Genomic DNA, 22,963 nt, shown 5'->3' with positions numbered 1-22,963 from the left:
TTGTGAAGAGCAGATGGGGTTTGCCTATCTGCTCTTTTATGTTTGTTTTCTGCTGTAATGTTAACTACTTTTATTGTGTGAGATATTTCGCAATTTGTATTGAATAGGGTCAATAGCAATATCATTTCATATTGATCACGCTTTTTTTGCGTTATAAAGACGACTTAAAGGCGCTATTCGAGTAACATTAAACCAGAAAATGACCTAATTGTGATGTTAGTCACACTTTTATGTCATTGTTTGCAAGTTGCATTTGATTAGTGTGACGCAAAGCACATCTAATTGTTCCTTAGCGTGTTCAAATAAGATGTGCTGAAACTTCATGGAATGGCGAAGGCTCAATGACGGGTCGCCGAAGTGAGCATAGCGCGGTGAGAGGGAGCTCAGCTGTCGTTGTAGCGCAAGTTACAACAACATCTTCAAGGAACCAAGTCCGCTCGCCAACAAATTTAATCGCTAACCTTAAGCGTATGCCCAAAAGGGCTTGAGAAACATCGTTGGAGAGTTTTATGACAGATTTAACCGCTGCAGCGCGCCTTGCGCTGTCTTTGATGGATTTAACTACATTAAATGATGACGACACTGATGCAAAAGTGACTGCATTATGTCATCAGGCTAAAAGCCCAGAAGGTAATACAGCCGCTATTTGTATCTACCCACGTTTTATTCCGTTAGCACGTAAAGTGTTACGCGAACAGGGTACTCCAGACGTCCGTATCGCAACCGTAACTAACTTCCCTCATGGTAATGATGATTTAGATATCGCATTAGCAGAAACCAACGCGGCATTAGCTTATGGCGCAGATGAGGTTGACGTAGTTTTCCCTTACCGTGCATTTATGGCAGGTAACGAGCAAATCGGTTTTGATATCGTTAAAGCTTGTAAAGAAGCTTGTGCAGAAGCAGGTTCTTTACTGAAAGTAATTATTGAAACGGGTGAGCTGAAAGATCCAGCACTTATCCGTAAAGCATCTGAAATTTCAATCAAAGCAGGTGCTGACTTTATTAAAACTTCCACAGGTAAAGTACCTGTAAATGCAACACTGGAAAGCGCTGAGTTAATGATCCAAGTGATCCACGATATGGGTGTTGGCAAAGAAGTTGGTTTCAAACCAGCTGGTGGTGTACGTACCGCTGAAGAAGCCGCACAATACCTTGCATTAGCTAACCGCATTATGGGTGACAACTGGGTTGATGCCCGTCACTTCCGCTTTGGCGCGTCAAGCCTGTTAGGTAATTTATTAGCCACTTTAGGTCATGGCGAACAAAAATCGTCTAGTGGTTACTAATCCATTCGTAAAATATGCCCACTTTTCATTATTGTGGGCATTACCAATGCTATAAAACCAGGAGGTTGCAGTGTTTCTTGCCCAAGAGATTATTCGTAAAAAGCGTGATGGTCATCCTTTAACTGAGGAAGAAATTCGTTTTTTCATTAATGGCGTCAGAGATAATACTGTTTCTGAAGGTCAAATTGCTGCATTAGCAATGACTATTTATTTCCACGACATGACAATGCCAGAGCGTGTTGCTTTGACATTAGCTATGCGTGATTCCGGTACAGTACTGAACTGGAAAAGCCTAAATTTAAATGGCCCAATCGTTGATAAACACTCAACAGGTGGTGTAGGCGATGTAACTTCACTGATGTTAGGGCCAATGGTTGCGGCTTGTGGTGGTTATGTTCCTATGATCTCTGGCCGTGGATTAGGCCACACAGGTGGAACATTAGATAAGCTTGAAGCAATTCCAGGCTTTGATATTTTCCCTGATGATGAGAAATTCCGCGACATTATTCGTAATGTCGGCGTTGCTATTATTGGGCAGACTAATTCATTAGCACCTGCTGACAAACGCTTTTACGCTACCCGTGATATTACTGCTACAGTTGACTCAATCCCGCTTATCACTGCCTCTATTTTAGGTAAAAAATTAGCTGAAGGCTTAGATGCGTTAGTGATGGACGTTAAAGTGGGCTCGGGTGCCTTTATGCCGACTTATCAGAAATCTGAAGAGCTGGCTGAGTCAATTGTTCAAGTAGCAAATGGCGCAGGCTGTCAAACCACTGCACTGTTAACTGATATGAACGAAGTATTAGCTTCTAGCGCAGGTAATGCGGTTGAAGTTCGTGAAGCTGTTCAATTCTTAACAGGTGAATATCGTAATCCACGTCTATTTGAAGTCACTATGGCGCTGTGTGTTGAAATGTTAGTATCAGGCCGTTTAGCGGATGATCGTCAACAAGCTCGTCAAAAACTGCAAGATGTGTTGGATAACGGTAAAGCGGCAGAAGTCTTTGGTCGTATGGTTGCAGCACAGAAAGGCCCATCTGATTTTGTTGAAAACTACAATAAATACCTGCCAACTGCGGTATTAAGTAAACCTGTATTCGCTGAGAAAGCAGGATTTATCACTGAAATGGATACGCGTGCATTAGGTATGTCAGTTGTGACATTAGGTGGTGGTCGTCGTAAAGCAACTGATGCTATTGATTACAGTGTTGGCTTAAGCGACATCGTAGCGCTTGGTGCTGAAATCAATACAGATACACCTTTAGCGATGATCCACGCTAACAGTGAAAAATCATGGCAAGAAGCTGCGGCTGAAGTCCGTAAAGCGATGGTAATTGGTGACAGCAAACGCGAAGCTTCACCAATGGTGTACCGCCAAATCAGCGAATAAGAACTCAATTACGATTTATAAGTGACATATCCGTGGTCTACGGAGAATGACACAGGAGAGAGAATTATGAAACGTGTACATATCATGGTATTAGATTCCTTCGGTATCGGTGCTGCCGGTGATGCGGAGAAATTCGGTGACCAAGGTTCAGACACTTTAGGGCATATCGCACAAGCGTTTGCTGACGGTAAAGCAGATAGAGATGGCCGTAAAGGTCCTCTTCATTTACCTAATCTTTGCCGTTTAGGTTTAGGTAAAGCTGCGGAAGAATCAACAGGTAAATTCCCTATTGGTTTAGATAAAGACGCAGATATTATCGGTGCTTATGGCTACGCGAGTGAAATCTCTTCTGGTAAAGATACTCCGTCAGGCCACTGGGAAATCGCAGGTGTTCCTGTTCTGTTTGATTGGGGATACTTCAAAGAGCTGAAAAATTCATTCCCACAAGAACTGTTAGAAAACATCGTTAAACGTGCAAAATTACCAGGTTACTTAGGTAACTGCCATGCATCTGGTACAGTGATTTTGGATGAACTGGGCGAAGAGCATATGAAAACCGGTAAGCCGATTTTCTATACCTCTGCTGACTCTGTATTCCAAATCGCATGTCATGAAGAAACTTACGGTTTAGATGAATTATATGAGCTGTGTGAAATTGCTCGTGATGAACTAAACAAAGGCGATTACAACATTGGTCGTGTTATTGCGCGTCCATTTATCGGTGACAAACCAGGTAACTTCGCTCGTACAGGTAACCGTCATGATTTAGCGGTTGAGCCACCAGCACCAACTATGTTGAAAAAACTGGTTGATGAAAAACAAGGTCACGTTGTTTCTATCGGTAAAATTGCTGACATCTACGCAAACGTAGGTATCACTAAAAAAGTGAAAGCAACGGGTATTAATGCTCTGTTTGATGCGACACTTGAAGAAATGAAACTCGCGGGCGACAACACAATTGTATTCACCAACTTTGTTGACTTTGACTCATCTTACGGCCACCGTCGTGATGTAGTAGGTTACGGTGAAGCACTTGAGTTATTCGACCGTCGTTTACCAGAATTAATGGAACTGGTAAAAGAAGATGACATTCTTATCTTAACAGCAGACCACGGTTGCGACCCAACTTGGCCGGGTTCTGATCATACTCGTGAGCACATCCCTGTTCTTGTTTATGGTCCAAAAGTTAAACCAGGTTCATTAGGTCATCGTGAAACCTTCGCTGATATCGGCCAAACTGTTGTTAAATACTTCGGTGTGTCTCCAGTCGATTACGGTAAAGCAATGTTTTAATTTTACTTCGGTAGGCATAGCAATATGCCTACCGAATTATATTTAAATAGTAAAAAGATCAATTAAAAGGAAGAATTATGGCTACCCCTCATATTAACGCAGAAATGGGCGATTTTGCTGATGTCGTTTTAATGCCGGGCGACCCGCTTCGTGCTAAATACATCGCTGAAACTTTTTTACAAGACGTGCGTCAGGTAAACAATGTTCGTGGTATGTTAGGTTTTACAGGTACGTATAAAGGCCGTAAAGTTTCTGTAATGGGCCACGGTATGGGTATTCCTTCCTGCTCAATTTACGCAAAAGAATTAATTACAGATTTCGGCGTGAAAGTTATCATCCGTGTTGGTTCATGTGGTGCAGTATTACCAGATGTTGAACTGCGTGATGTTGTTATCGGTATGGGCGCATGTACTGACTCTAAAGTTAACCGTCTGCGTTTCAAAGACCAAGACTTTGCCGCTATCGCTGATTACCAATTAGTTCAAAATGCTGTTGATGCAGCAAAAGCGAAAGATATTAAAGTTCGCGTTGGTAACATCTTCTCTGCTGATCTGTTCTACTCTCCAGATCCAGAAATGTTTGATGTAATGGAAAAATACGGCATCCTAGGTGTTGAAATGGAAGCCGCAGGTATCTACGGTGTTGCAGCTGAATACGGCGCAAAAGCACTGACTATCTGTACTGTATCTGACCACATCAAAAAAGGTACACAGACCACTGCAGAAGAGCGTCAAACTACCTTTAATGAAATGATTGAAATTGCATTAGAATCTGTTCTGTTATTAGAAGACTAATCAATACATTTCGTTGCTTAAAAATAATAAAAACCCAATTTTTAAATTGGGTTTTTTTATGTCTAATTACTCAATAAAATAAACGAAAAGCTTTAATAAGATGTTTAAAATCAATGTGTTAGTTGTTATTTTTTTAGCTTGTAACTATCTATTTTCTTGACTATCAATAGTGTATTTTGTAGCCTATATAACATAGGTAATGAGATTGAAGATCTCTATTCCTACATTTTTATAGCAAAGTAGGAGGGTAATATGAACTTTGATATGTGCATAGCCCAAAATTGTGCATCTTTTTTTAACCCGATAACAAAAGTATTTGTTGTGGTTGATTCATTTAATAATTATGAGTTTGATGTACGTACAGGAACTTTATCTCATACGGAATTTGTAGGTACGATTACCGCAACAAGTGATGAAGAATTGAATAAAAAACTCGCTGAGATCACGGCTGCCTATATATGATAACAGAGCAAGAAATAAATCAGTTAGTTGCAAATATTAATGAAATTCTTCAAGAAGATAGGGCTAAATTAAAAATATCATTCCATTTTGCAGCCGAACGACTTAATGATAATCGTAATAACCCACCAATTACTTTAAATGAACTTAGAACTATATTTATAAAATTTATTAAGCATCATTTACAGAAAATATTAGAGAAAGAAGAAGGGTTTTCTTTTACGATAAAATGTAAAAACTCAGGTATTGCAATACCTTGCGCTATTGAACATGAGTTTGATATTGGTTCAAAATGGGTAATACAGCAAGTCATTACTATTATGAGAAAATGGGATTTTAACGCTTATCACGGCGATGCCCTTTTTGAAATTTAGATAATTCAACACTTTAAAGTCATTATTCAATTTATTCTCTTTAATATATTCTCTTTAATATAGCTATTAGTTATAGGGGAGCGCTTAATATATTAATTATTAGAGCGTCAATTTAAATAATAAAAACCCAATTTTTAAATTGGGTTTTTTTATGTCTAATTAATAAAGCTAAAAACTATGGAGCATAAATATACGTTTCTAAGTAAGGGTCCATTTTGATGGAATAATCTTTGATATTATCCAGACTTGGTGTTAATGGCTCTTTACACTCTTTCTTACTGATAATGTTATTGTCTTTATAAACAATAATACCGTTAAAATTCCAGCCTCTTCCTTCACCGTCATAAACGACGTAGCTATAGTTTCCATTCTTAAAACGAACATAGGTCGATGCCCCTGCAACAAACATCTGATGTCCATAAAAGACATTATTATTGGGTTGCTGAGGGACTGGTAGCGTGATCTCTGTTTTAGCAAGTGTGCCATAACGATAAACAGGAGGCTTTCCATGTTCAACGAACACACTGACATACTTACCATTTTCAAGTTGGCAGGTAAATTCTTCAGCATGGACACTTGCGGATAATAATACGAATACAGCAGCAACAGCGATATGTGCTTTCATATTGTGTTCTCCGTTAATTACCTACTCTATTACCTTAAGTATCGGCAAAGAACACAAAATATGTAGAGTAAATATTCTGATTATTTAGTTAGGTTACTAATTTTCATTTTAACCAATATTTATAGTATTACCAGAACAATCAACTGTGATAATTTCTTTATTTATATTTTCATTAAACACTATCTATTAACTTAGCCTTATCCAATATTTTGTACCTAATAATAGTTAAAATTAAAATTAATTTGCTAATTATGAAAAATATCATAGTGTTTTCGTTTGATTTTGTTCGTTGTAATTAAATTAAATGTAATTTTTGCTGTACCAATTGTGGAAATAACAGATTAATTCAATTAATTAAATTAAGAATTCAGTAATATCAGTTGGTTAGCATGTGATTATTATATTTTGATTATATTTCAAATAGTTAATAGTATTGCAGGTGATTATTTTTGTTTATAGCTTTATTTTCACTGTGATGTCAGTCACATAAGCATATAAATGAAATAATAACATCTGTAAATTTAACTTTCCGAAGATTTCTATTGTATTGATATTAAATAAAATATTTTGTTTTATGTGGTTGCCAACAGAACCTATGTGATCGCATGAAGCACTAACTAATTTAATTAGAAAATGTATAGTATTGCTATGCAATCAATTTGAATTTTTGTCGGTTTCTATTTGGAGAATATAGTGAAAAATCAAGATTTATTAGGTCTATCTTCTGCTAACATTCTGAATGCGGAATTTGAGAAGAAATACCACGACGTTATTGCTCACTTTTTCAGCCGAGATCCGAAGTATTGGCCGATATTTCAGGATAAAACAATCCAATCGATTACACAGTTTAGAAAAACAACAACTAACGATAATGACCAATTACAACGTTACTCAAATGGGCAACAGCTATTCGATCGTTTAATGGCGGATACGCAAATCCAACAAAATATTAATTACCCAGAAAACGATCCTAATGAATTACTGATGTTAGTTTCGACACTGTGTAAAAACTGGGAAAATCCATTAGCTGTTGAAAACGTTATTGCAATGCCAAGTGATCCGGGTGTTTATGGTTCAATCTTGGGGTTAATGGGCAACCCTAACATGGTGTATTGTGAATATTCAGGTGTCGCTGATGCGTTAGAAAAAGTGACGATTAAAAAAGTCGCTAAATTGGTTGGTTACGATCCTGAAGTTGCATCTGGTGTGTTCACTCAAGGTGGCACCATGTGTAATTTATATGGTTATCTATTTGGTTTACGCAAATCTATGCCTAATTCTAAACACTTAGGTATGGCAGCAGATCAAGATTATCGCATCATTAACTCTCAAGGTGGTCACTACTCAAACATGACTAACCTTGCGCTGTTAGGTGTTGATGTTGATAACAAAACCATCCGTATTAAAGTGTCTGAAGATAACACCATTAATTTAGAGCACTTAGAGCGTGAATTAAGAGCGTGCTTTACCGTTAAGTGTAAAGTGCCAACGATCATGTTAACTACCGGAACAACAGATACCTTTGGTGTGGATGATGTGAAAGGTGTTTGTGAGTTACGTGACCGTTTATGTGAAGAGTTCGAGATCCCTGTTAAGCCACACGTACACGTTGATGCGGCTGTTGGTTGGCCGATCATTTTCTTCTTAGAATATGACTTTAGCGGTAACCCACTGGCAATTAATGATGTCACTTTAGAAGGTTTACGTCAGAACGTAGAGAAATTCAAACATCTGAAATATGCCGATTCTATCACTATCGACTTCCATAAGTGGGGCTACGTTCCTTACACCTCAAGTTTAGTGCTGGTGAAAAACGGAAATGACTTCGTTGCACTTGAAAACGATCCTGAAAACTTCACCTATTTTGAGCATGAGTTAGAAGGGCAGACTCACTTACAATCTACTATTGAATGTACACGTAGTGGTGTGGGTATTTTTGGTGCTTACTCTGCAATGCATTATATGGGAATTGAGGGTTATCAAACCATTATTGCTCACTGCCTGCAAAATGCGAACTATATGCGCCATCAACTCTTAGAGATGGGTAACGCAAAAGTTATCGTTCCTCAAAACCAAGGTCCAAGTGTTGGTTTTAAACTGTATGATCCTAACTTAGTAAAAGATCCTAACGTTGCGTTTGATTTAGAACAGACATGTTCTACTGACAAAGAAGCGTATGATTTTATGGTTCATAACACACAATGGCATAGAAAACTTTTCTTACAGCGTGGTCGAGAAGGATTATTTACTAACTGGGTGGATTCTATTGCCTGCTCTAAATATGCGAAAAATAACCGTTATGTTTATCTTCCGGGTGAAAAAGCCGTATTTATGAACCCAAATACTGAACGTGCGCATATTGATAATTTTATGAAGATTTTAACCGACATGAGTCAAAATATGAGCTCAAAAAAGGCTGCGAAAATCTAATCAAATTATTGGCTGATTAAATAAAATAAACTGTACTTTAATAGAGGAAACTCATATTAAGGTACAGTTTTTGTTTTATCGGATAATAGTTGCAGATTATCTGAGTTGGCTATCTTTACTACCACGACGATTATACCCACTAAACGTATTATTCTTTTTATCGAACGCTTCTTGGCAATTTAAACAATAGCGTACACCTGGAACGGCTTTTTGCCGAGCCAGAGAGATTGGCTCACCACATTCATCACAAAACTCTGCACTTTCACCTTGTGCCATTTGATTGCGAGCTCTTGCAATTGCATCATCAATGGTGGCATCTATTTGCTCTTGAACAGCATTATCATTAGCCCATCCACTTGCCATCATATTCTCCTATTTTAACAGTGAATATAAATACTATTATTAGGGCGATGGCGAAAAAATCAACAGAATAAAAGAGAATATAGATTGAGAAGATAGGGTGATAGAAATAAAAACCCCCTCATAAAGAGGGGGAAAATTTCAGAGGCATAATACGTCGTTGTTATTGTTTTTGTTCTCTAATAAACAGAGAAATGATAAAGAAGAGGGCGACGAATACGATAATTAGGTTAAAGCCAACAGAAACATTATAGCTTTCTGAAACCTGACCGATTAATGAACCTGCTAACGCACCGCCCAATCCTGAAGCCACATAAATAAGTCCCATCACCGAGCCACTTTTACTGGTTAATTTTGTGGCAACCGCTGCGGCTGTTGGAAATAGCACAGATAATGCAAAACCAAATACCATAAAGAGATAAACAACATCTTGCACAAAGATACGGCTAACAATAATGGCGATAAGCGAGAACAGTGAAAATAAAATCAATGTTTTGCGATCACCCAGTGCAAGGTTAATAAAGCCACCAATAAAGCGACCGATAGTAAATAAGAATGCAAAACTAGAAATAACATAAGCGGCTGTTTCTGCTTTTTGCGCATTACTCATATTCCCAATATCCATAGAGGTATAGAAAATAGGGAAGAAGTTTAAGAATGCGGCTTCAGCTGCCACATATAAAGTGATAAATAAAATAACCAGCAACAGTGATTTTTGTGTCAGTAACTCTAAAAAGTCACTGAATTTCATATCGACTTGTGCGCTACTTTCTATTTTTAGCGTACTTAATACTAAAATAATCACAGCAACAATAACGGCAACACCAACATAAAAGGTACGCCATGAAATAGAGTGTGAGAATAGATATTGTAAAATAAGTGGCGTAACAATCATCCCTACACCAAACATAGCGTTAGAGACATTAAACATCATTCCTGCTTTCTCTTTATAGAAAGTTGGAATAACAGTAACGATAGAGACAAGCATTGAGCCAATCCCTAAACCAATGACCAGATAAAAGCCAAAAAATAGCATCACGTTGAAAGCAAGGCTGGTTCCTGTTAAACCAACAGCCATCATTAATGAGCCAATAAACATCATGACTTTTAACCCTTTCTTATCGGTAAAATAGCCCGTTAATAAACTGGCGACTAAAAAGCCGATTTGGAAAAAGGTAATTAATGAGCCCACTTGGCTCATATTTAATGAAATATCATGTTGAACTTGTTCGAGAATAAGTCCTTTTGTATTTTGAATGCCACCGAGTAAAAACATCGTGACAAACAGAAGGAAAAAGACTTTCCATTTTTGTTGTTTAGCCATAATTTGATCCTGATTTTCCGCGGTGTATTATTCTTTAATTGTGTTGTTGTTATTGTTGTTATAAGCGTTATTAGGTGCATTGTGTTCACCAATCGCATCAAATAATTCTTGAGTCGCCCATCCATAGCAATAATAAAGTAAGTCATCACAAGCACTTTCTTCTGCGGCAATAACGGCTTCAATTAATTGAGCGGCAGGTAAATTCCACATTTGAATACCGCTATAAATAAAGGTATTTGGCTGTGAAAGCTGGCGAACTTTATTATTTTGTTCAGCAACAAAGTGAATAGGGAAACCTTGCTGTTTAAAGGTTTCATATGAAATATCATAAGGTAATTCAAATAAGCGTTTAAACGCAGTAAATGCACGCTCTTGGCTTTCACTATCATGAGCAAAATGATTAATTAATCCTTGAACATCCGCACCGCCCCCTAATTTGTGATAAGGGAAATGTTTAAGTGTTGATGAATAACGCGTTAATTCATGATAGTCCTGACCCAAAATCCAACTGTATGCCGGTGGCCACAAATCGAGCCATAACGTAATTCCACCCGCCGTTTGTTTGGCATCAGACAGCAATTTTTTAACTAATTGAGTCACACTCTGTTGGCGAAATAGCTGCCATGCTTTTAACAGAGGTTCTTCTTTTAGTGCAGTAACAGGTGCTTCGAAATCCCCTTGTTTTAATGAATCCGCTAAAGCCGCAAGGCGATGCTTGATTTCATTAACGGGTAAGCCTTGTTGCACCATTTTCTTTTCACAATGAGGGCAAAAACAGGTAAATAATCCCGCTGGATTGACTTCTTTACCTGCCCAATCAGGGAAACGAATGCGGTCAATTAAAAAAGTGTCATAACCGTAGTTTTGTTTTAATGCTGTGAATGTTTTTTGCCATAATTGAGCAACATCAGGGGCATTAGGGCAGAGCCAGTGTTCTTGTGGACGGCCTTTAAAATCGACAACCTGATTGTTTTCTACATCACCAATAAAATCGCCATTCAGAATATTTGCCCATGGAATGACTTTATATTTTCCACCGTCGGTGGCTTTTTTTATCGTCATTAGCGGATCAGCACCCGATAAAATGGTGGGATCAACTCGTTGGCCCAGACGAGGAAAATCAGTATGAGTATTGATATGTAGTGTACCTGTTCCCATAACCACATTATGAATAGGGTTATGAGGCAGATCGCCAACAGGGTAAGGGTTACGTTCAAATATAGTATTAATTTCGACAAATAAATGCTCAACATGCTTCATACCATCAAGGCGTTGAAGAATAGCGGGCATGCCTTCGTCTAAAATATCATGTGGGTGAAGATGTATTCCTGCCATGAGTCGCTCCCATCTCGTTTAAAGACTTTTTATTAGGGTTATCTCAATTGGATCTCGGGCATAAATTGAATTGATGGATAAACCGTGGCTAAGGCGAGAATAGCAATGCCATAAAGCGGGCCTTTTTCCCATAATTCAGAAAGCTCGATATTCACTTTGGTGTTAGCAAATAAATGTCTATCTAGATTTGCCTGAACACGCGGTAAAAAGGTGTCAGCAGAGCGTGTGATCCCGCCTGTTAATACCACTTTTTCCAGATTTGCAATGGCGACTAAATTCATAATGCCGATAGCAAGATAATCAGCCATTTCCTCAACTAAGGATTGAGCAAGCGGATCGCCTTGTTGTGAGGCTTGAATAATCTCAATGGCACTAAGATTTTCTCCTCGTAAGTTTGCCATTCGCTCACTTAAACCTGAGCCAGAGCAGAAACTTTCAAAGCATCCTTTGTTACGCCAATTGCGAAAGAGATGGTCACGAGCAAACATCATATAGCCGATTTCACCAGCCGCATTGTTTGCACCGCGGATAACTTTTCCATCCATCAGCAAGGCGGAGCCTAATCCTGTGCCGATCCCAATCAGCGCACAACTGTGCGTATGACGGCAACGGCCTTTCCACATTTCACCCACAAGTGCTGCACGAATATCATTTTCGAGTACAACGGGTACATTGAGTTTTTCTGTAAGCTGTTGTGCTAGAGGTAAATTATCCCATTGAGGTAAGTTAGGGGAGCCTTCTAGTACAACACCATTTTTGATATCGATGATCCCTGGTGTGGCGACACCGATAACATTGATCTTTTGACGGTCTACGCCGCTTTTTTCGATCACATTTTCAATACTTTGTGCAAATTGCGTAATAAAGTACTCACGATCGTCAGTATCAAAGGTAGGCTCTTGATATTCATACAACAATTCGGCATCTAAGTTAAAAACCGCATAAGCGATTTTTGTTCCACCTAAGTCAATGCTGACACCTAAACTGTGTTGAGGATCGAAGTTAACTAAAATACCTTTCCTGCCTTGTCCTGCTGGCGAACTGACTCCGCTTTCATAAACGATTTTTTCTTCAAGGAGATCGTTAATAATTTCAGACACCGTCGCTTTTGTAATCCCGCTAATTTTGGCTATCTGAGCCCGTGACAAAGGACCTTGATGACGAATGACATTTAATACAAGCGAGGCATTCATTTGCCGTAATGTATTGGGTACGTTCGGTGTCACGTTACTACTCCATTTGTTTAGAAACAAAACTAAAAGATGTTTTTTTTATATAAAATCGTCTGTGTTTGATAGTTATGCACCGTTTTATTTACTTTGTAAAGTATAAAACGACTAATTAGTTTAGAAACCATTCTAAATGAGTTTGTGATCACAATTTGATGAGTCTGATTTGTACAATCAGATCTTCGAAAAGATCTTCAATGTATATATTCGTTGCACATATTCTTAGAGCAATAAAACGACTAGAATGAAATCAATATCTATTGAACTAAAGAGAAAATTAGCATGAAAAAAGGAATGTTATTAAAAGGGTTAATAGGGATGTTACTGCTATTCCCACTTTATTCACAGGCAGTGACATTAAGTGGTTATCTTGAGGTAAAACGATTATTAGCCTTAGACCATCCTTCTAATAAACAACTAGAATCGGTGACACAAGCTTACTTGAACGGTATTGCGAATGGATTTAATTTTTATGCAGTATCAGTAAGATTGCATAATGAAGGTAATGATTTTAAGCCACTTTATTGTCCACCCAAAAAAGTCATACAAAATGGCGATTTTATGGTAAAGCATATTGATGCTTATCTTGATAAATATCCTATTGCTAAGCAAAAATATAAAGATACATCAATAGAGTTAGTTTATATTGCCGCATTACAAGATGCCTATCCTTGCGATGAATAAAAAGAAAAATAGCCACAATCCTTGTGGCTAAAATGATTTGGTGTGCTCTTTTTCTTGTTATTTACTTCAGGTTGCCTCTCTCATAAGCCCCTTGATGGAAGACACTCAAGCCGTTGCTGCTTCAACTTGTTTTACAGGAACAAGATGACAACAATCGCTTTCACCCGTTTTTTCAAAGGTTGATAAACGGGTAATTAAGAGTGAATTCATGTCTGTTAATAATCCCTCTGCTTGCAGTTTTTGCATGATGCTTTCATCGCAGTCATTGGTGTTTTGACGTTGATAAGCCACAGGCGTTACACCACGTAATACAGTCAATTGACCAGCAAGTGCAGGATTATCTGTTAATGCATATACGTTGTTGTTTGGCATAAAGCGTGACAATAAGGTCACTGATTTGCCGTTTTCGGTTAATGCGGCAACGCTTAAATGCTTGTCGTCATGGAAAGCCGTTGTGGCAGCAGCTAATGCAATCCAACGACCAGTTTGTGAATAGTAAGACGGTGATTGCCAAGGATTTTCAGCATTAGCGGCAAAAGAGCGCTCTGCACCTTCAGCTACGCGTGCCATTGCACTAACGGCTTCCACTGGATATTTCCCTGCCGCCGTTTCAGCTGACAACATGACGGCATCTGTTCCGTCACCAACCGCATTCGCAATATCCATAACTTCTGCACGGGTTGGCATTGGGCTTTCAATCATTGATTCCATCATTTGGGTTGCCGTGATCACAGGACAACCTAATGCGCGACAGCGTGCAATCAGTTGTTTTTGTGCGCCCGGTAAGCTGGCATCACCAATTTCTACGGCTAAATCGCCTCGTGCCACCATAATGACATCAGATGCTTTAATGATGTCGTCCATGTTTTCTTCACAAGAAACCACTTCTGCACGTTCAACTTTAGCAACGATTTTGGCGTGACTTCCTGCTGCAATTACTAAACCACGAGCATATTCAATATCTGCCCCATTACGAGGGAATGAAACGGCGATATAGTCTGCTTGAATGGCGGCTGCTGTGTGTATGTCTTGTTTATCTTTGTCTGTTAATGCAGGTGCAGATAAACCACCGCCGAGTAAGTTAATGCCTTTACGGTTAGATAATTTTCCACCAACAGTAACGACAGTCTCTATTTTATTATTATTGACGGCGCTGACTTGTAATTGAATATTGCCATCATCAAGTAACAGAATATTCCCTGGTGTGACTTCTTGAACAAGTTGTGGGTAGTCCAAACCAACTTGCTGCTCGTCGCCTAATGTGCTGTCTAAATCTGCATTTAGAATAAAGCTATCGCCTTGTTTTAATTGAATTGAATCATTTTTAAAGTTAGCGATACGAATTTTCGGGCCTTGCAGGTCTGCTAAGATCCCGATAAATACACGATGTTTTTCTGCGACCTGACGGATAGTTGCGGCAGTGGCCTGATGCTGTTCGCGAGTACCATGTGAAAAGTTTAAACGAAATACGTTAGCACCAGCCATAATCAGCTTTTCAATCATCTGTTCTGAACAGCTAGCTGGGCCAAGAGTCGCAACAATTTTTGTCTTACGCATAATGACATTCTCTTTTTAAAGAGGGATACCCAACGGTATCCCTTGATGACAACTTAATTAATTCATTAATCCATGGTAACTTTTTTCGCATTCCAGACTAGCGTCGCTAAAATCATGGAAACGATGGCAGAACCTATCCAGAAATACTGTACTGTGGTGAAGTCGTAATTAGTGATATCACCCACTTGAGTTACTTTAATCAGTGATGCTGAAATCAGTTCTTGAGCGGATGCTGCAATGTAAGCGAACAGTCCGATAAAGCCTTTTACTGCACCTACTGCGTTTTTCGGCATCAGGTCACAAGCGGTTAAGCCTGCTAAGAACACAACCAGACCACCCATTGCAAAACCAACCATACTTAATGCAATAGCATCCATAACACGGCTTTGTGGACCCCAGAACATCAGTGCAAAACCAGCGATGTTGGCGATACCGTAAATCAGTGTTGGAATATGACGGTTAGCGTTAAACAGTTTGTCAGAAGCCATACCCGCTAAGATTGCGCCGAAGAAACCCGCGATTGGGTAAGTTGACATTGCGAAACCTGCATCAATCAGTGAGTAACCTTTTGAACCTTGTAGGTAAAGCACTGCCCATGAACTGATTGCGTAGCGAGAGATATACATAGCCGCACATGCTGCTGCGATGATCCACACTGTTGGTTGTTTTAATACGAATAACTGAGCGCGACGAGTTTCTTTAGGATCACTTGATTTAACCGCTTCTGACTCTTCGCCATACGCAGTTGCTGGATCAGGTAAACCATAAGTACGAGGACGGTCTTTTAAGATCATCAGTAAGATGATACCCGCAGCAATACCTGCGATACCTGCACCGATAAAACCTGCACGCCAGCCGAAGAAGCTCACTATGGTTGCAGTCAAGATCCACGTAATTGCTTCACCGATATTACGCGAGCCACCCCAGATGGAATAAACCGTACCGCGCTGTTTTGGTGAGAACCACTGGAAGATGGAGACACAAGAAGGTGCTGAACCAACAGATTGGAACCAACCGTTAATACCCCATAACAGGATAAAGAACAGGCTCGCCGTTGACATTCCCATGAAGATACAAACAAAGGAAGAAGCAATTAACGAGATGGACATAAAGCGTCCAATATTGGCATAATCTGACAAGAAGCCGTTAGAGAACTTACCAAATGCGTAGGTAAAGAAGAACGCAGAACCCATTAAACCGAGTTCAGCGGTGGTTACGATACCTGCATCCAGCATAGGTTTTTTCACCACACCGAGTGCCATACGAACCACATAGAACATGGCATAACCAAGAACAAGACCAAAGAAGACCTGCCATTGGTGCTTTTTATATATTGCGCGGATCTTTTCACTTGACGCTTCTATTAGCGGCAGATCCTTTCTGGTTTTAAAGAAACTTAGCATAGAGATGACTCCGAATATTATTCATGTCTGAAGCTGATTTTGGTTTTCAGAGCTGATGCTATTCATTTAGGTCATCTTGGTGCAAAAGAGGGATTTTGAGTCATCGATGACACATTCTGCTGAATCGGTGAGTCAAATTTGTAACATCGCTATTAGGCGTTGGTTTAAAAATGAGTGAAGATATCGTCGTATCATTGTTGTAAATGGGTCATTAAGGACTCATTAGCTCAAAATAATAAATATTGCTAAATATCAGAAGTTTGAAGTTCGACACATTTTTATGTTTATTCAAAACAAAACCAGGGGTATGTCATGAGAATAAAAATAACACTAAGCCTCGTCTGTTTATTGTTTAGTTGGCTGTTTATCACACCAGTGCGTAGTGATGAGCAGCCACTTGTTATACTGACGACACTTTCAGATACACCAATGCGACCACTTACAGAGGCCTTTAGTGCACGTTATCCTGATACTAAGGTGCAAGTGGTTTATCGTCGCGTCGCGATTGCGACACGGATGATGAAACAATATCCCACACAGCCTGTTGATATTGTGATGTCGTCATCGGCTAACTTTTTCCATCATCTAGATAGAGAAGGGCTACTGGCGCGATTACCCGTCAAGTATGAAACGCCAAAATGGTTAACTCGTCATAGTGATATCTTAAACGATAAGATAACCACGGTGGGCTATTCTGGCATCGGCATTATGAGTAATACGCAATACCTACAAAAACTTGGTATTCCGGCACCGAAAAGTTGGGTCGATTTAAGTGATCCGATTTATCAAGGGCACTTAACCATGACGACGCCGGCAAACTCTGGCACGATGCAATTGATGGTAGAAAATGTGCTACAAGAGTATGGCTGGGAGCGTGGATGGCAGATCTTACTCGAAACCAGTGGTAATCTTTCTTCCATTTCTGCACGTAGTTCGCGTGTCAGTGATGCTATCGCCAGAGGCATTGTTGGCGCTGGGCCCATTATTGATAACTACGCTTTTAACCATCAAAAACGCTTTGATTTTGTTGAGTTTAGCTATTTTGATAAGTCGATTATTTTACCGGCTTATGTCGCCATTGTGGCAGAAAGCAGTAAAAGAGACACAGCAGCCAAATTTATTGCCTTCCTTTTATCGGATGAAGGTCAAGAGATCATCTATAAAAGCGATATGGCAAAGATCCCATTAAGTAAAGAGATCTTACGTAATAACGACGAACTTGCCAATAACACGGAATTTATTTTAAACAGCAATGAGGCTTATCGTCGTAGTGAAGTGGTTAATGTGTTATTTGATCAAATGATCACCCATAACTTCCCTTTAATGCGCCAAGTTTGGAATGATATCCACGAAGCAGAAAGACAGGACAATAAAACGCCAGAACGTATTTCTGCGATCAGTAAAGCTCGAAAAATAGCAAGTTCGGTGCTTATTAGCGAAAAAGAGGCTAATTCACCGACATTACAAGCATTATTTATGAAAGAAGCCGATCAGCGAGAGTATTCTGATCAAGCGTTAGCTGTGTTGTATCAATGGCGTACATTAGAAGCTGAAAGGCTTGAACAAGCATTGGTTTTATTGAAAGAGACAAAATCACCCTAACCGCCTTGTGGTTCAAATATACAGCAGGAAGCGCTGTTTTTATGAAAGGTATTACGGATGAAATTATTAGTGCCTAAACAATTTGGCAAACTAGGTAGACGCTTGTATATGGCGTTTATCTTTAGTTCTTTACTCACCTTATTGATTGGTGTGGTTATCTTTTTTATGTGGGGAAAACTGGCGACACAAATTAATGCGTCAGTGGGTGAATCTCTGCCGATGTTAACCACCAGCTATAACATGGAGCGTTATAGCACCAATTTGCAAATGCTATTAAAAGAGCGAGAGCAGACACAGAGAAAATCAGTTTCAGAGCAACAACAGCAGGAAATTCATCAGTTATTAGATAATTTGCGAGAGTTTCCTATAGAGCAAAAACCACAACGTGATTTTTATACTCAACTTGTTGATGAGCTTTCAGAACTCATTAATAAACAAGATGTGTTACTGGATAAGCGGCGTGAATTAGAAAATCGTCTTGCTCAATTATTAGGGCAATTAGCGTGGATGCATGACGCCGTTGGTGAAGATATTAAACCGCTACTTAATGAAATTGAGTGGCATGTCAGCCAAATGCTCAATGAAAAAAACGTACAGGAAAATAGCTTACAACTGTTATTAGAATCGACGTTGTTACAAGAGTTATTCACCACAGAAAATGAGTTAATTAGCTTAGTCGAGGAAATCGCGCATCAACGTTATAGCCGTGATATTGATGTCGCTTTCCACTATATCAGCGTTAAAATTGACGAAATTATCGCTTTAAATCAGAAGCTAAAAAGCTACCCGTCAACCATTGCTCATCGTCAGGTATTACAAGAGATTATCGCTATCACCCGTTATGATGGTGATATCTATCAAACACTGATTGATGATGTAGAAAACGAAAAAAAGCTTAAAGCATTAACCCCTGAATTAAATGAAAAGTTATCTCAGTTTGATAATGCGGTAAGAGGCAATGTTTTTGCCACAAGCGAAGCGCTAAACAAGCTTAATGATAATACTCGTAAACTAATGGCAACGGGGAAAATCGTTATTGTTGTGATTATTATTGCATCACTATTGCTGAGTATTATTGTGATGAAAATCTTGATTGATAGAAGACTTATCGCAAGATTGAATAAACTCAGTGATGACTTAGCGCATGTTGCCAAAGGTAATTTAACGGAGCCTGTACTGATTGAAGGGCAAGATGAAATTGGTCTATTAAGTCGGCGGCTTCGCCGATTTTGGCGTCAAATGAAAGAAGTTGAAGCCAGCAATGCGTTAAATCTTATCAATAATACCGATGCCAGTTTAATTACCTGCCACCACGATGGCAGAATGGAAACCGTCAATCCAAGTGCGGCAACGTTATTAGGAACAGGAAAAGAGCAAAGTAATAAACCTCTTTGGTTACTGTTTAGTGGTGAGGCGAGCACAATGCTTAAAGCGCAATTTAGCTCAAGCAGTCAGCTTTATCGCTTAGGGCAAAGTGAATGCACTATTCGCATGGTAAAAGTAGGTGAGCCTCATTTCTTACAATTTAATATTCGTGAATATCCGCATAAAGATGAGCATAAATATATTGTGACTATCACAGATATTACGCGCCAAGAGTTAAGCCGATTAGAGCTTCAACGGCTGGTGGCATTAAAAACACAAGATTTGCAGGATAAAAATCAGCAATTAAATGAAGAGATGTTGCGCCGTGAACAAGCACAAAAACATCTAATTCAAACACAAGAAGAACTAGTTCAAGCGGCTAAAATGGCGGTTGTAGGGCAGGCAATGACCAGCCTTGCGCATGAACTTAATCAACCACTTTCTGCAATCAACACTTATCTGTACAGCGCAAAACTGACTATGCAGATGGGAAAATACGATCAATTACCTGATTCTATCGAGCGCATTGAAAAACTATGCGCACGAATGAATCGAATTATTACAGCATTACGTAATTTCTCACGTAAGTCTTCGTCTGAAATTAGCTTTGTTTCAGCGCCATTAAAAGAGCTGGTAGATAGCGCGATGGTGCTGGTGGAGTCGCGTTCTAAACGAGAGCAGTGCATTATTACGAATAATATTCCTGATGAATTAACCATTTGTGCAGATCCAACACAAATTGAGCAAGTCTTGGTTAATTTGTTTGTTAATGCGATGGATGCCATTGCAGGTGTTGGTGAAAGTCAGATCACGATTGATCTTTTATCTGTTGATCCTAAGCGAAAATTAGTGGGGATCGCTGACAGTGGAAAAGGATTTAATTCAGCCGTTTTACCAAAACTATTTACCCCATTTACAACCACAAAAGATGTGGGGCTTGGGTTAGGGTTATCCATTTGCCGTTCAATTATGCAACGGTTTGGTTATGAAATTTACTTGGCCTCTACATTAAATGGTGGCGCCATGGTTGTTTTGGAGTTTACAAATGACACAATCACACATGCCTGATATCGACGTTTTATTAATTGATGACGATGAAGATATTCTTGAATCTTATCGCCATTTACTCAATCTTGCGGGAATGGTTGCACGAGTCACCGACTCACCAGAAAAAGCATTAAGCCTTTTAACACCAGAATGGCAGGGTGCTGTTGTTCTTGATATCTATATGCCTGCCATGAATGGTATGGAAGTTTTAGAGCGCATTAAACAAATTGACGCTCGCATTCCGGTTATCATGATCACAGGACATGGCGATATACCGTTAGCAGTAGAAGCGGTAAAAAAAGGCGCTTATGATTTTATTGAAAAACCAATTAATCCGCCTGTTTTCTTAGAGCTAGTGGCAAAAGCACATAAAGAGCGTCAATCTATTCTTTCTCTTAGAAATGCAGTAATAAGCACCACGCAAGAGAGACTAGTCGGAGATAGTGCGCAAATCACCGCAATCAGAGAGCAAGTGCAACAAATTGCCGATATCGATAAAGACTTAATGATAGAAGGCGAGATGGGAACAGGGCGTCATCTTCTTGCTCAACTATTACATGAATTAAGTCCGCATAGCGATAAAGCAATTCAAACTGTGGATTGCCAGAATTTATCTGATATCAAACAGGTTATAGCTCAAATTGAAGCGGATGAAGTAGGAACGCTAATTTTACGTTCTCCTTATGATTTATCCTCAGAAGCACAACGCTGGTTAAGCTCTTATCTGTTAGATATGGAACGCCAAGGAAAGCGCCATTTTAGAACGATTGCGATTTTAGAAAATAATACACAGCAATTAGTAACAGAAGGACGATTAATCCCTGAATTCTATTACTATTTTTCACAAATTACTTTTTCATTGCCTCCATTAAGTGCAAGACGCCCTGATATTATTCCATTATTTAGAGCTTTTTTACGACAAAGCGCACAGCGACTTGGCATTGCAGTACCAAAAATTGATCGTAATTATCTTGATATTTTAAAGCGTTACGACTGGCCGGGTAATATTCGTGAGCTACGAAATGTCGCTGAATTATATGCGGTAGGTATTGTGAAAATGGTGGATAGTGAACAACATCGAGCCATTATTCCACCAGAAGGCCCTTTAGATAATTTAGTTGATGAATATGAGCGTCGGTTAATTGAAGATGCGTTATATTTATTTGCAGGTCGGGTTAGTGATGTGGCGGATTACTTGGGTATACCACGTAAGAAGCTGTATTTACGAATGAAAAAACATGATCTCGATAAAGATAGCTATAAACCAAAGGTTTGATTTACGTTCTATTGAATAATAAAGAAGCGCCATACTGGCGCTCTTTCACGGTTTTCTTTTAAGTCACAGCATTTTAATTATCTTGCCGCTAAAGTCACAAAGTCACCTGACCATTTACTGGTAAATTCAATACGTAATGCACCTTCCCATAAACCTTCAGGTAAGGATGCTGTTGGTTGTGTTCCATTTATTACATTAAAGAGAAACGCGCTTTGAAGGTTTTTTAGCTCACTTTTTTCTGTCGCTTTATTTTCAACCACCAGCCCTTTGTTTATTCCTTTTTGATTATCAAGGATAACGGTTTCTTGATGGCTTGATAGTGTTTTACCGTTCCAGTCTGTTTTGACTGTTAACACTGAATTATCAGCAGCATTTCTAAGCTCATTACTGATCACTTTTGACGTTAATTTAAAGTCTGTCGCACCCTCAATATCTTTAACGGTGATATCGAATGTGCCGTTTTGCTCATTAAAACGGTTATTTTCTGTTACTTCAAAATGTAGGGCATTTAAAGGGGTTACACCTAATTCACTTTGTGGTTTTTTTACTGCGGTTGCTTGCCAACTTGCCACGGTTTGTATTGATGAGGTATTAGCAAAGGCTGCTGTTGCCGTAAACGCTGTCATTAATAAGCTAAGTAAGGCGTGATATTTTTTCATTATGTATTCCTATAGGATCAATCGATGTTAAGAGTAATATCGGCTAGAAAGTCTTTTTCATGAGGATTTAAATTAAATCATGACTATCTAAAAAAGATAATTCATTAGAAAAACTACCCAATAAATTTAAAAAATAGTTTATTTAAAACATCGAAAAAAAATAGGAATAAAATGTAATAAAAATAATTTTATCGTTAAAAATGTAAAATTATTTATTATCATATAATTATGTCTATTGTTGTGTCTTTTTATGATTGATATTAAAAAATTGAAAATGATAAATATGACAGAATATAAATTAATTTAATTAATTATGTATTTATAAAAATTATATATTTAACAAAGTTACAATTTCTTTCAAATAAGAGGAAATAGTAGGAAAGGTTATAAATTAGGTGGGATTACTTATTTTATAATAAAAAGGTAGCTGATCAGGCTACCTTTTTATTTTTAATCAGCATTTAG

19 protein-coding genes are annotated in these 22,963 nt (G+C 38.7%); 11 read left to right on the top strand and 8 right to left on the bottom strand.

Annotated elements, in window-relative coordinates:
* Positions 1–509 precede the first annotated feature (509 nt).
* From deoC to D7029_RS16050, 6 genes are all read left to right on the top strand, one after another.
* A complete protein-coding gene (deoC, locus tag D7029_RS16075; protein ID WP_064721106.1) occupies positions 510–1,289 on the top strand; it encodes a deoxyribose-phosphate aldolase in 780 nt (259 codons plus the stop codon).
* 70 nt (positions 1,290–1,359) lie between these two features.
* Complete coding sequence (deoA, locus tag D7029_RS16070; RefSeq protein WP_006536108.1) at positions 1,360–2,682, top strand: thymidine phosphorylase; 1,323 nt, start codon at positions 1,360–1,362, stop codon at positions 2,680–2,682.
* 66 nt (positions 2,683–2,748) lie between these two features.
* Entirely contained in the window at positions 2,749–3,975 is a 1,227-nt protein-coding gene (gene deoB, locus D7029_RS16065) for a phosphopentomutase (RefSeq protein WP_194951232.1), read from the top strand.
* 77 nt (positions 3,976–4,052) lie between these two features.
* The gene (gene deoD / locus D7029_RS16060; protein ID WP_036934279.1) at positions 4,053–4,769 is read left to right on the top strand and encodes a purine-nucleoside phosphorylase; all 717 of its coding nucleotides are present in this window, start codon (positions 4,053–4,055) and stop codon (positions 4,767–4,769) included.
* A 252-nt stretch (positions 4,770–5,021) separates the two neighbouring features.
* Entirely contained in the window at positions 5,022–5,231 is a 210-nt protein-coding gene (locus D7029_RS16055; protein ID WP_109410045.1) for a hypothetical protein, read from the top strand.
* Positions 5,228–5,602: a hypothetical protein gene (locus D7029_RS16050; protein ID WP_194951231.1), complete on the top strand. Its 375-nt coding sequence runs from the start codon at positions 5,228–5,230 to the stop codon at positions 5,600–5,602. Before D7029_RS16055 ends, D7029_RS16050 begins: the two co-directional genes overlap by 4 nt.
* A 175-nt stretch (positions 5,603–5,777) precedes the next feature.
* On the opposite strand, the gene D7029_RS16045 is transcribed toward D7029_RS16050, so the two are convergent.
* Positions 5,778–6,227 (bottom strand): hypothetical protein, encoded by a 450-nt coding sequence (locus D7029_RS16045; RefSeq protein WP_088494576.1) that lies wholly within the window; start codon positions 6,225–6,227, stop codon positions 5,778–5,780.
* 693 nt (positions 6,228–6,920) lie between these two features.
* Between D7029_RS16045 and D7029_RS16040 the strand changes: the two genes are divergently transcribed.
* Positions 6,921–8,657 (top strand): pyridoxal phosphate-dependent decarboxylase family protein, encoded by a 1,737-nt coding sequence (locus D7029_RS16040; RefSeq protein WP_194951230.1) that lies wholly within the window; start codon positions 6,921–6,923, stop codon positions 8,655–8,657.
* 96 nt (positions 8,658–8,753) lie between these two features.
* On the opposite strand, the gene D7029_RS16035 is transcribed toward D7029_RS16040, so the two are convergent.
* The 4 genes from D7029_RS16035 to D7029_RS16020 form a co-directional block, all read right to left on the bottom strand.
* Positions 8,754–9,020: a DksA/TraR family C4-type zinc finger protein gene (locus tag D7029_RS16035; RefSeq protein WP_194952694.1), complete on the bottom strand. Its 267-nt coding sequence runs from the start codon at positions 9,018–9,020 to the stop codon at positions 8,754–8,756.
* A 160-nt stretch (positions 9,021–9,180) separates the two neighbouring features.
* Positions 9,181–10,341: an MFS transporter gene (locus D7029_RS16030; RefSeq protein WP_099660231.1), complete on the bottom strand. Its 1,161-nt coding sequence runs from the start codon at positions 10,339–10,341 to the stop codon at positions 9,181–9,183.
* Between the two features lie 27 nt (positions 10,342–10,368).
* Entirely contained in the window at positions 10,369–11,676 is a 1,308-nt protein-coding gene (locus D7029_RS16025) for a hypothetical protein (protein ID WP_194951229.1), read from the bottom strand.
* Positions 11,677–11,714: 38 nt separating this feature from the next.
* Positions 11,715–12,902 carry an ROK family transcriptional regulator gene (locus D7029_RS16020; RefSeq protein ID WP_228766703.1) on the bottom strand — a complete coding sequence of 396 codons (1,188 nt, stop codon included), beginning with the start codon at positions 12,900–12,902 and terminating at the stop codon, positions 11,715–11,717.
* A gap of 285 nt (positions 12,903–13,187) precedes the next feature.
* On the opposite strand from D7029_RS16020, the gene D7029_RS16015 reads away from it, so the two are divergent.
* Entirely contained in the window at positions 13,188–13,589 is a 402-nt protein-coding gene (locus tag D7029_RS16015; protein WP_166540073.1) for a hypothetical protein, read from the top strand.
* 105 nt (positions 13,590–13,694) lie between these two features.
* On the opposite strand, the gene pyk is transcribed toward D7029_RS16015, so the two are convergent.
* Complete coding sequence (gene pyk, locus D7029_RS16010) at positions 13,695–15,146, bottom strand: pyruvate kinase (protein ID WP_194951228.1); 1,452 nt, start codon at positions 15,144–15,146, stop codon at positions 13,695–13,697.
* A gap of 65 nt (positions 15,147–15,211) precedes the next feature.
* Complete coding sequence (locus tag D7029_RS16005) at positions 15,212–16,549, bottom strand: MFS transporter (RefSeq protein ID WP_194951227.1); 1,338 nt, start codon at positions 16,547–16,549, stop codon at positions 15,212–15,214.
* A 312-nt stretch (positions 16,550–16,861) separates the two neighbouring features.
* Between D7029_RS16005 and D7029_RS16000 the strand changes: the two genes are divergently transcribed.
* From D7029_RS16000 to D7029_RS15990, 3 genes are read left to right on the top strand one after another with little or no spacing between them, the layout of a single operon-like run.
* The gene (locus tag D7029_RS16000) at positions 16,862–18,151 is read left to right on the top strand and encodes an ABC transporter substrate-binding protein (protein WP_194951226.1); all 1,290 of its coding nucleotides are present in this window, start codon (positions 16,862–16,864) and stop codon (positions 18,149–18,151) included.
* Positions 18,152–18,208: 57 nt separating this feature from the next.
* On the top strand, positions 18,209–20,584 hold the full coding sequence (locus tag D7029_RS15995; RefSeq protein WP_194951225.1) for an ATP-binding protein: 2,376 nt from the start codon (positions 18,209–18,211) through the stop codon (positions 20,582–20,584).
* A complete protein-coding gene (locus D7029_RS15990; protein ID WP_088494586.1) occupies positions 20,562–21,839 on the top strand; it encodes a sigma-54-dependent transcriptional regulator in 1,278 nt (425 codons plus the stop codon). Before D7029_RS15995 ends, D7029_RS15990 begins: the two co-directional genes overlap by 23 nt.
* A gap of 77 nt (positions 21,840–21,916) precedes the next feature.
* Here D7029_RS15990 and D7029_RS15985 read toward each other — a convergent pair whose 3' ends face one another.
* Positions 21,917–22,498, bottom strand: a complete 582-nt coding sequence (locus tag D7029_RS15985) for a common pilus major fimbrillin subunit EcpA (RefSeq protein ID WP_194951224.1) — start codon at positions 22,496–22,498, stop codon at positions 21,917–21,919.
* Between the last annotated feature and the right edge of the window lie 465 nt (positions 22,499–22,963).

This window comes from Proteus vulgaris (assembly GCF_016647575.1).
GTDB lineage: Bacteria > Pseudomonadota > Gammaproteobacteria > Enterobacterales > Enterobacteriaceae > Proteus > Proteus mirabilis_B.
The sequence above is the reverse complement of the archived record's forward strand: the minus strand, read 5'-3'. Positions and strand labels throughout refer to the sequence as shown.

Coding starts and splice junctions, on each gene's coding strand:
- deoC (WP_064721106.1), top strand. CDS start 510: ATGACAGATTTAACCGCTGCAGCGCGCCTTGCGCTGTCTTTGATGGAT.
- deoB (WP_194951232.1), top strand. CDS start 2,749: ATGAAACGTGTACATATCATGGTATTAGATTCCTTCGGTATCGGTGCT.
- deoD (WP_036934279.1), top strand. CDS start 4,053: ATGGCTACCCCTCATATTAACGCAGAAATGGGCGATTTTGCTGATGTC.
- D7029_RS16055 (WP_109410045.1), top strand. CDS start 5,022: ATGAACTTTGATATGTGCATAGCCCAAAATTGTGCATCTTTTTTTAAC.
- D7029_RS16050 (WP_194951231.1), top strand. CDS start 5,228: ATGATAACAGAGCAAGAAATAAATCAGTTAGTTGCAAATATTAATGAA.
- D7029_RS16045 (WP_088494576.1), bottom strand. CDS start 6,227: ATGAAAGCACATATCGCTGTTGCTGCTGTATTCGTATTATTATCCGCA.
- D7029_RS16035 (WP_194952694.1), bottom strand. CDS start 9,020: ATGGCAAGTGGATGGGCTAATGATAATGCTGTTCAAGAGCAAATAGAT.
- D7029_RS16030 (WP_099660231.1), bottom strand. CDS start 10,341: ATGGCTAAACAACAAAAATGGAAAGTCTTTTTCCTTCTGTTTGTCACG.
- D7029_RS16025 (WP_194951229.1), bottom strand. CDS start 11,676: ATGGCAGGAATACATCTTCACCCACATGATATTTTAGACGAAGGCATG.
- D7029_RS16015 (WP_166540073.1), top strand. CDS start 13,188: ATGAAAAAAGGAATGTTATTAAAAGGGTTAATAGGGATGTTACTGCTA.
- pyk (WP_194951228.1), bottom strand. CDS start 15,146: ATGCGTAAGACAAAAATTGTTGCGACTCTTGGCCCAGCTAGCTGTTCA.
- D7029_RS16005 (WP_194951227.1), bottom strand. CDS start 16,549: ATGCTAAGTTTCTTTAAAACCAGAAAGGATCTGCCGCTAATAGAAGCG.
- D7029_RS16000 (WP_194951226.1), top strand. CDS start 16,862: ATGAGAATAAAAATAACACTAAGCCTCGTCTGTTTATTGTTTAGTTGG.
- D7029_RS15995 (WP_194951225.1), top strand. CDS start 18,209: ATGAAATTATTAGTGCCTAAACAATTTGGCAAACTAGGTAGACGCTTG.
- D7029_RS15990 (WP_088494586.1), top strand. CDS start 20,562: ATGACACAATCACACATGCCTGATATCGACGTTTTATTAATTGATGAC.
- D7029_RS15985 (WP_194951224.1), bottom strand. CDS start 22,498: ATGAAAAAATATCACGCCTTACTTAGCTTATTAATGACAGCGTTTACG.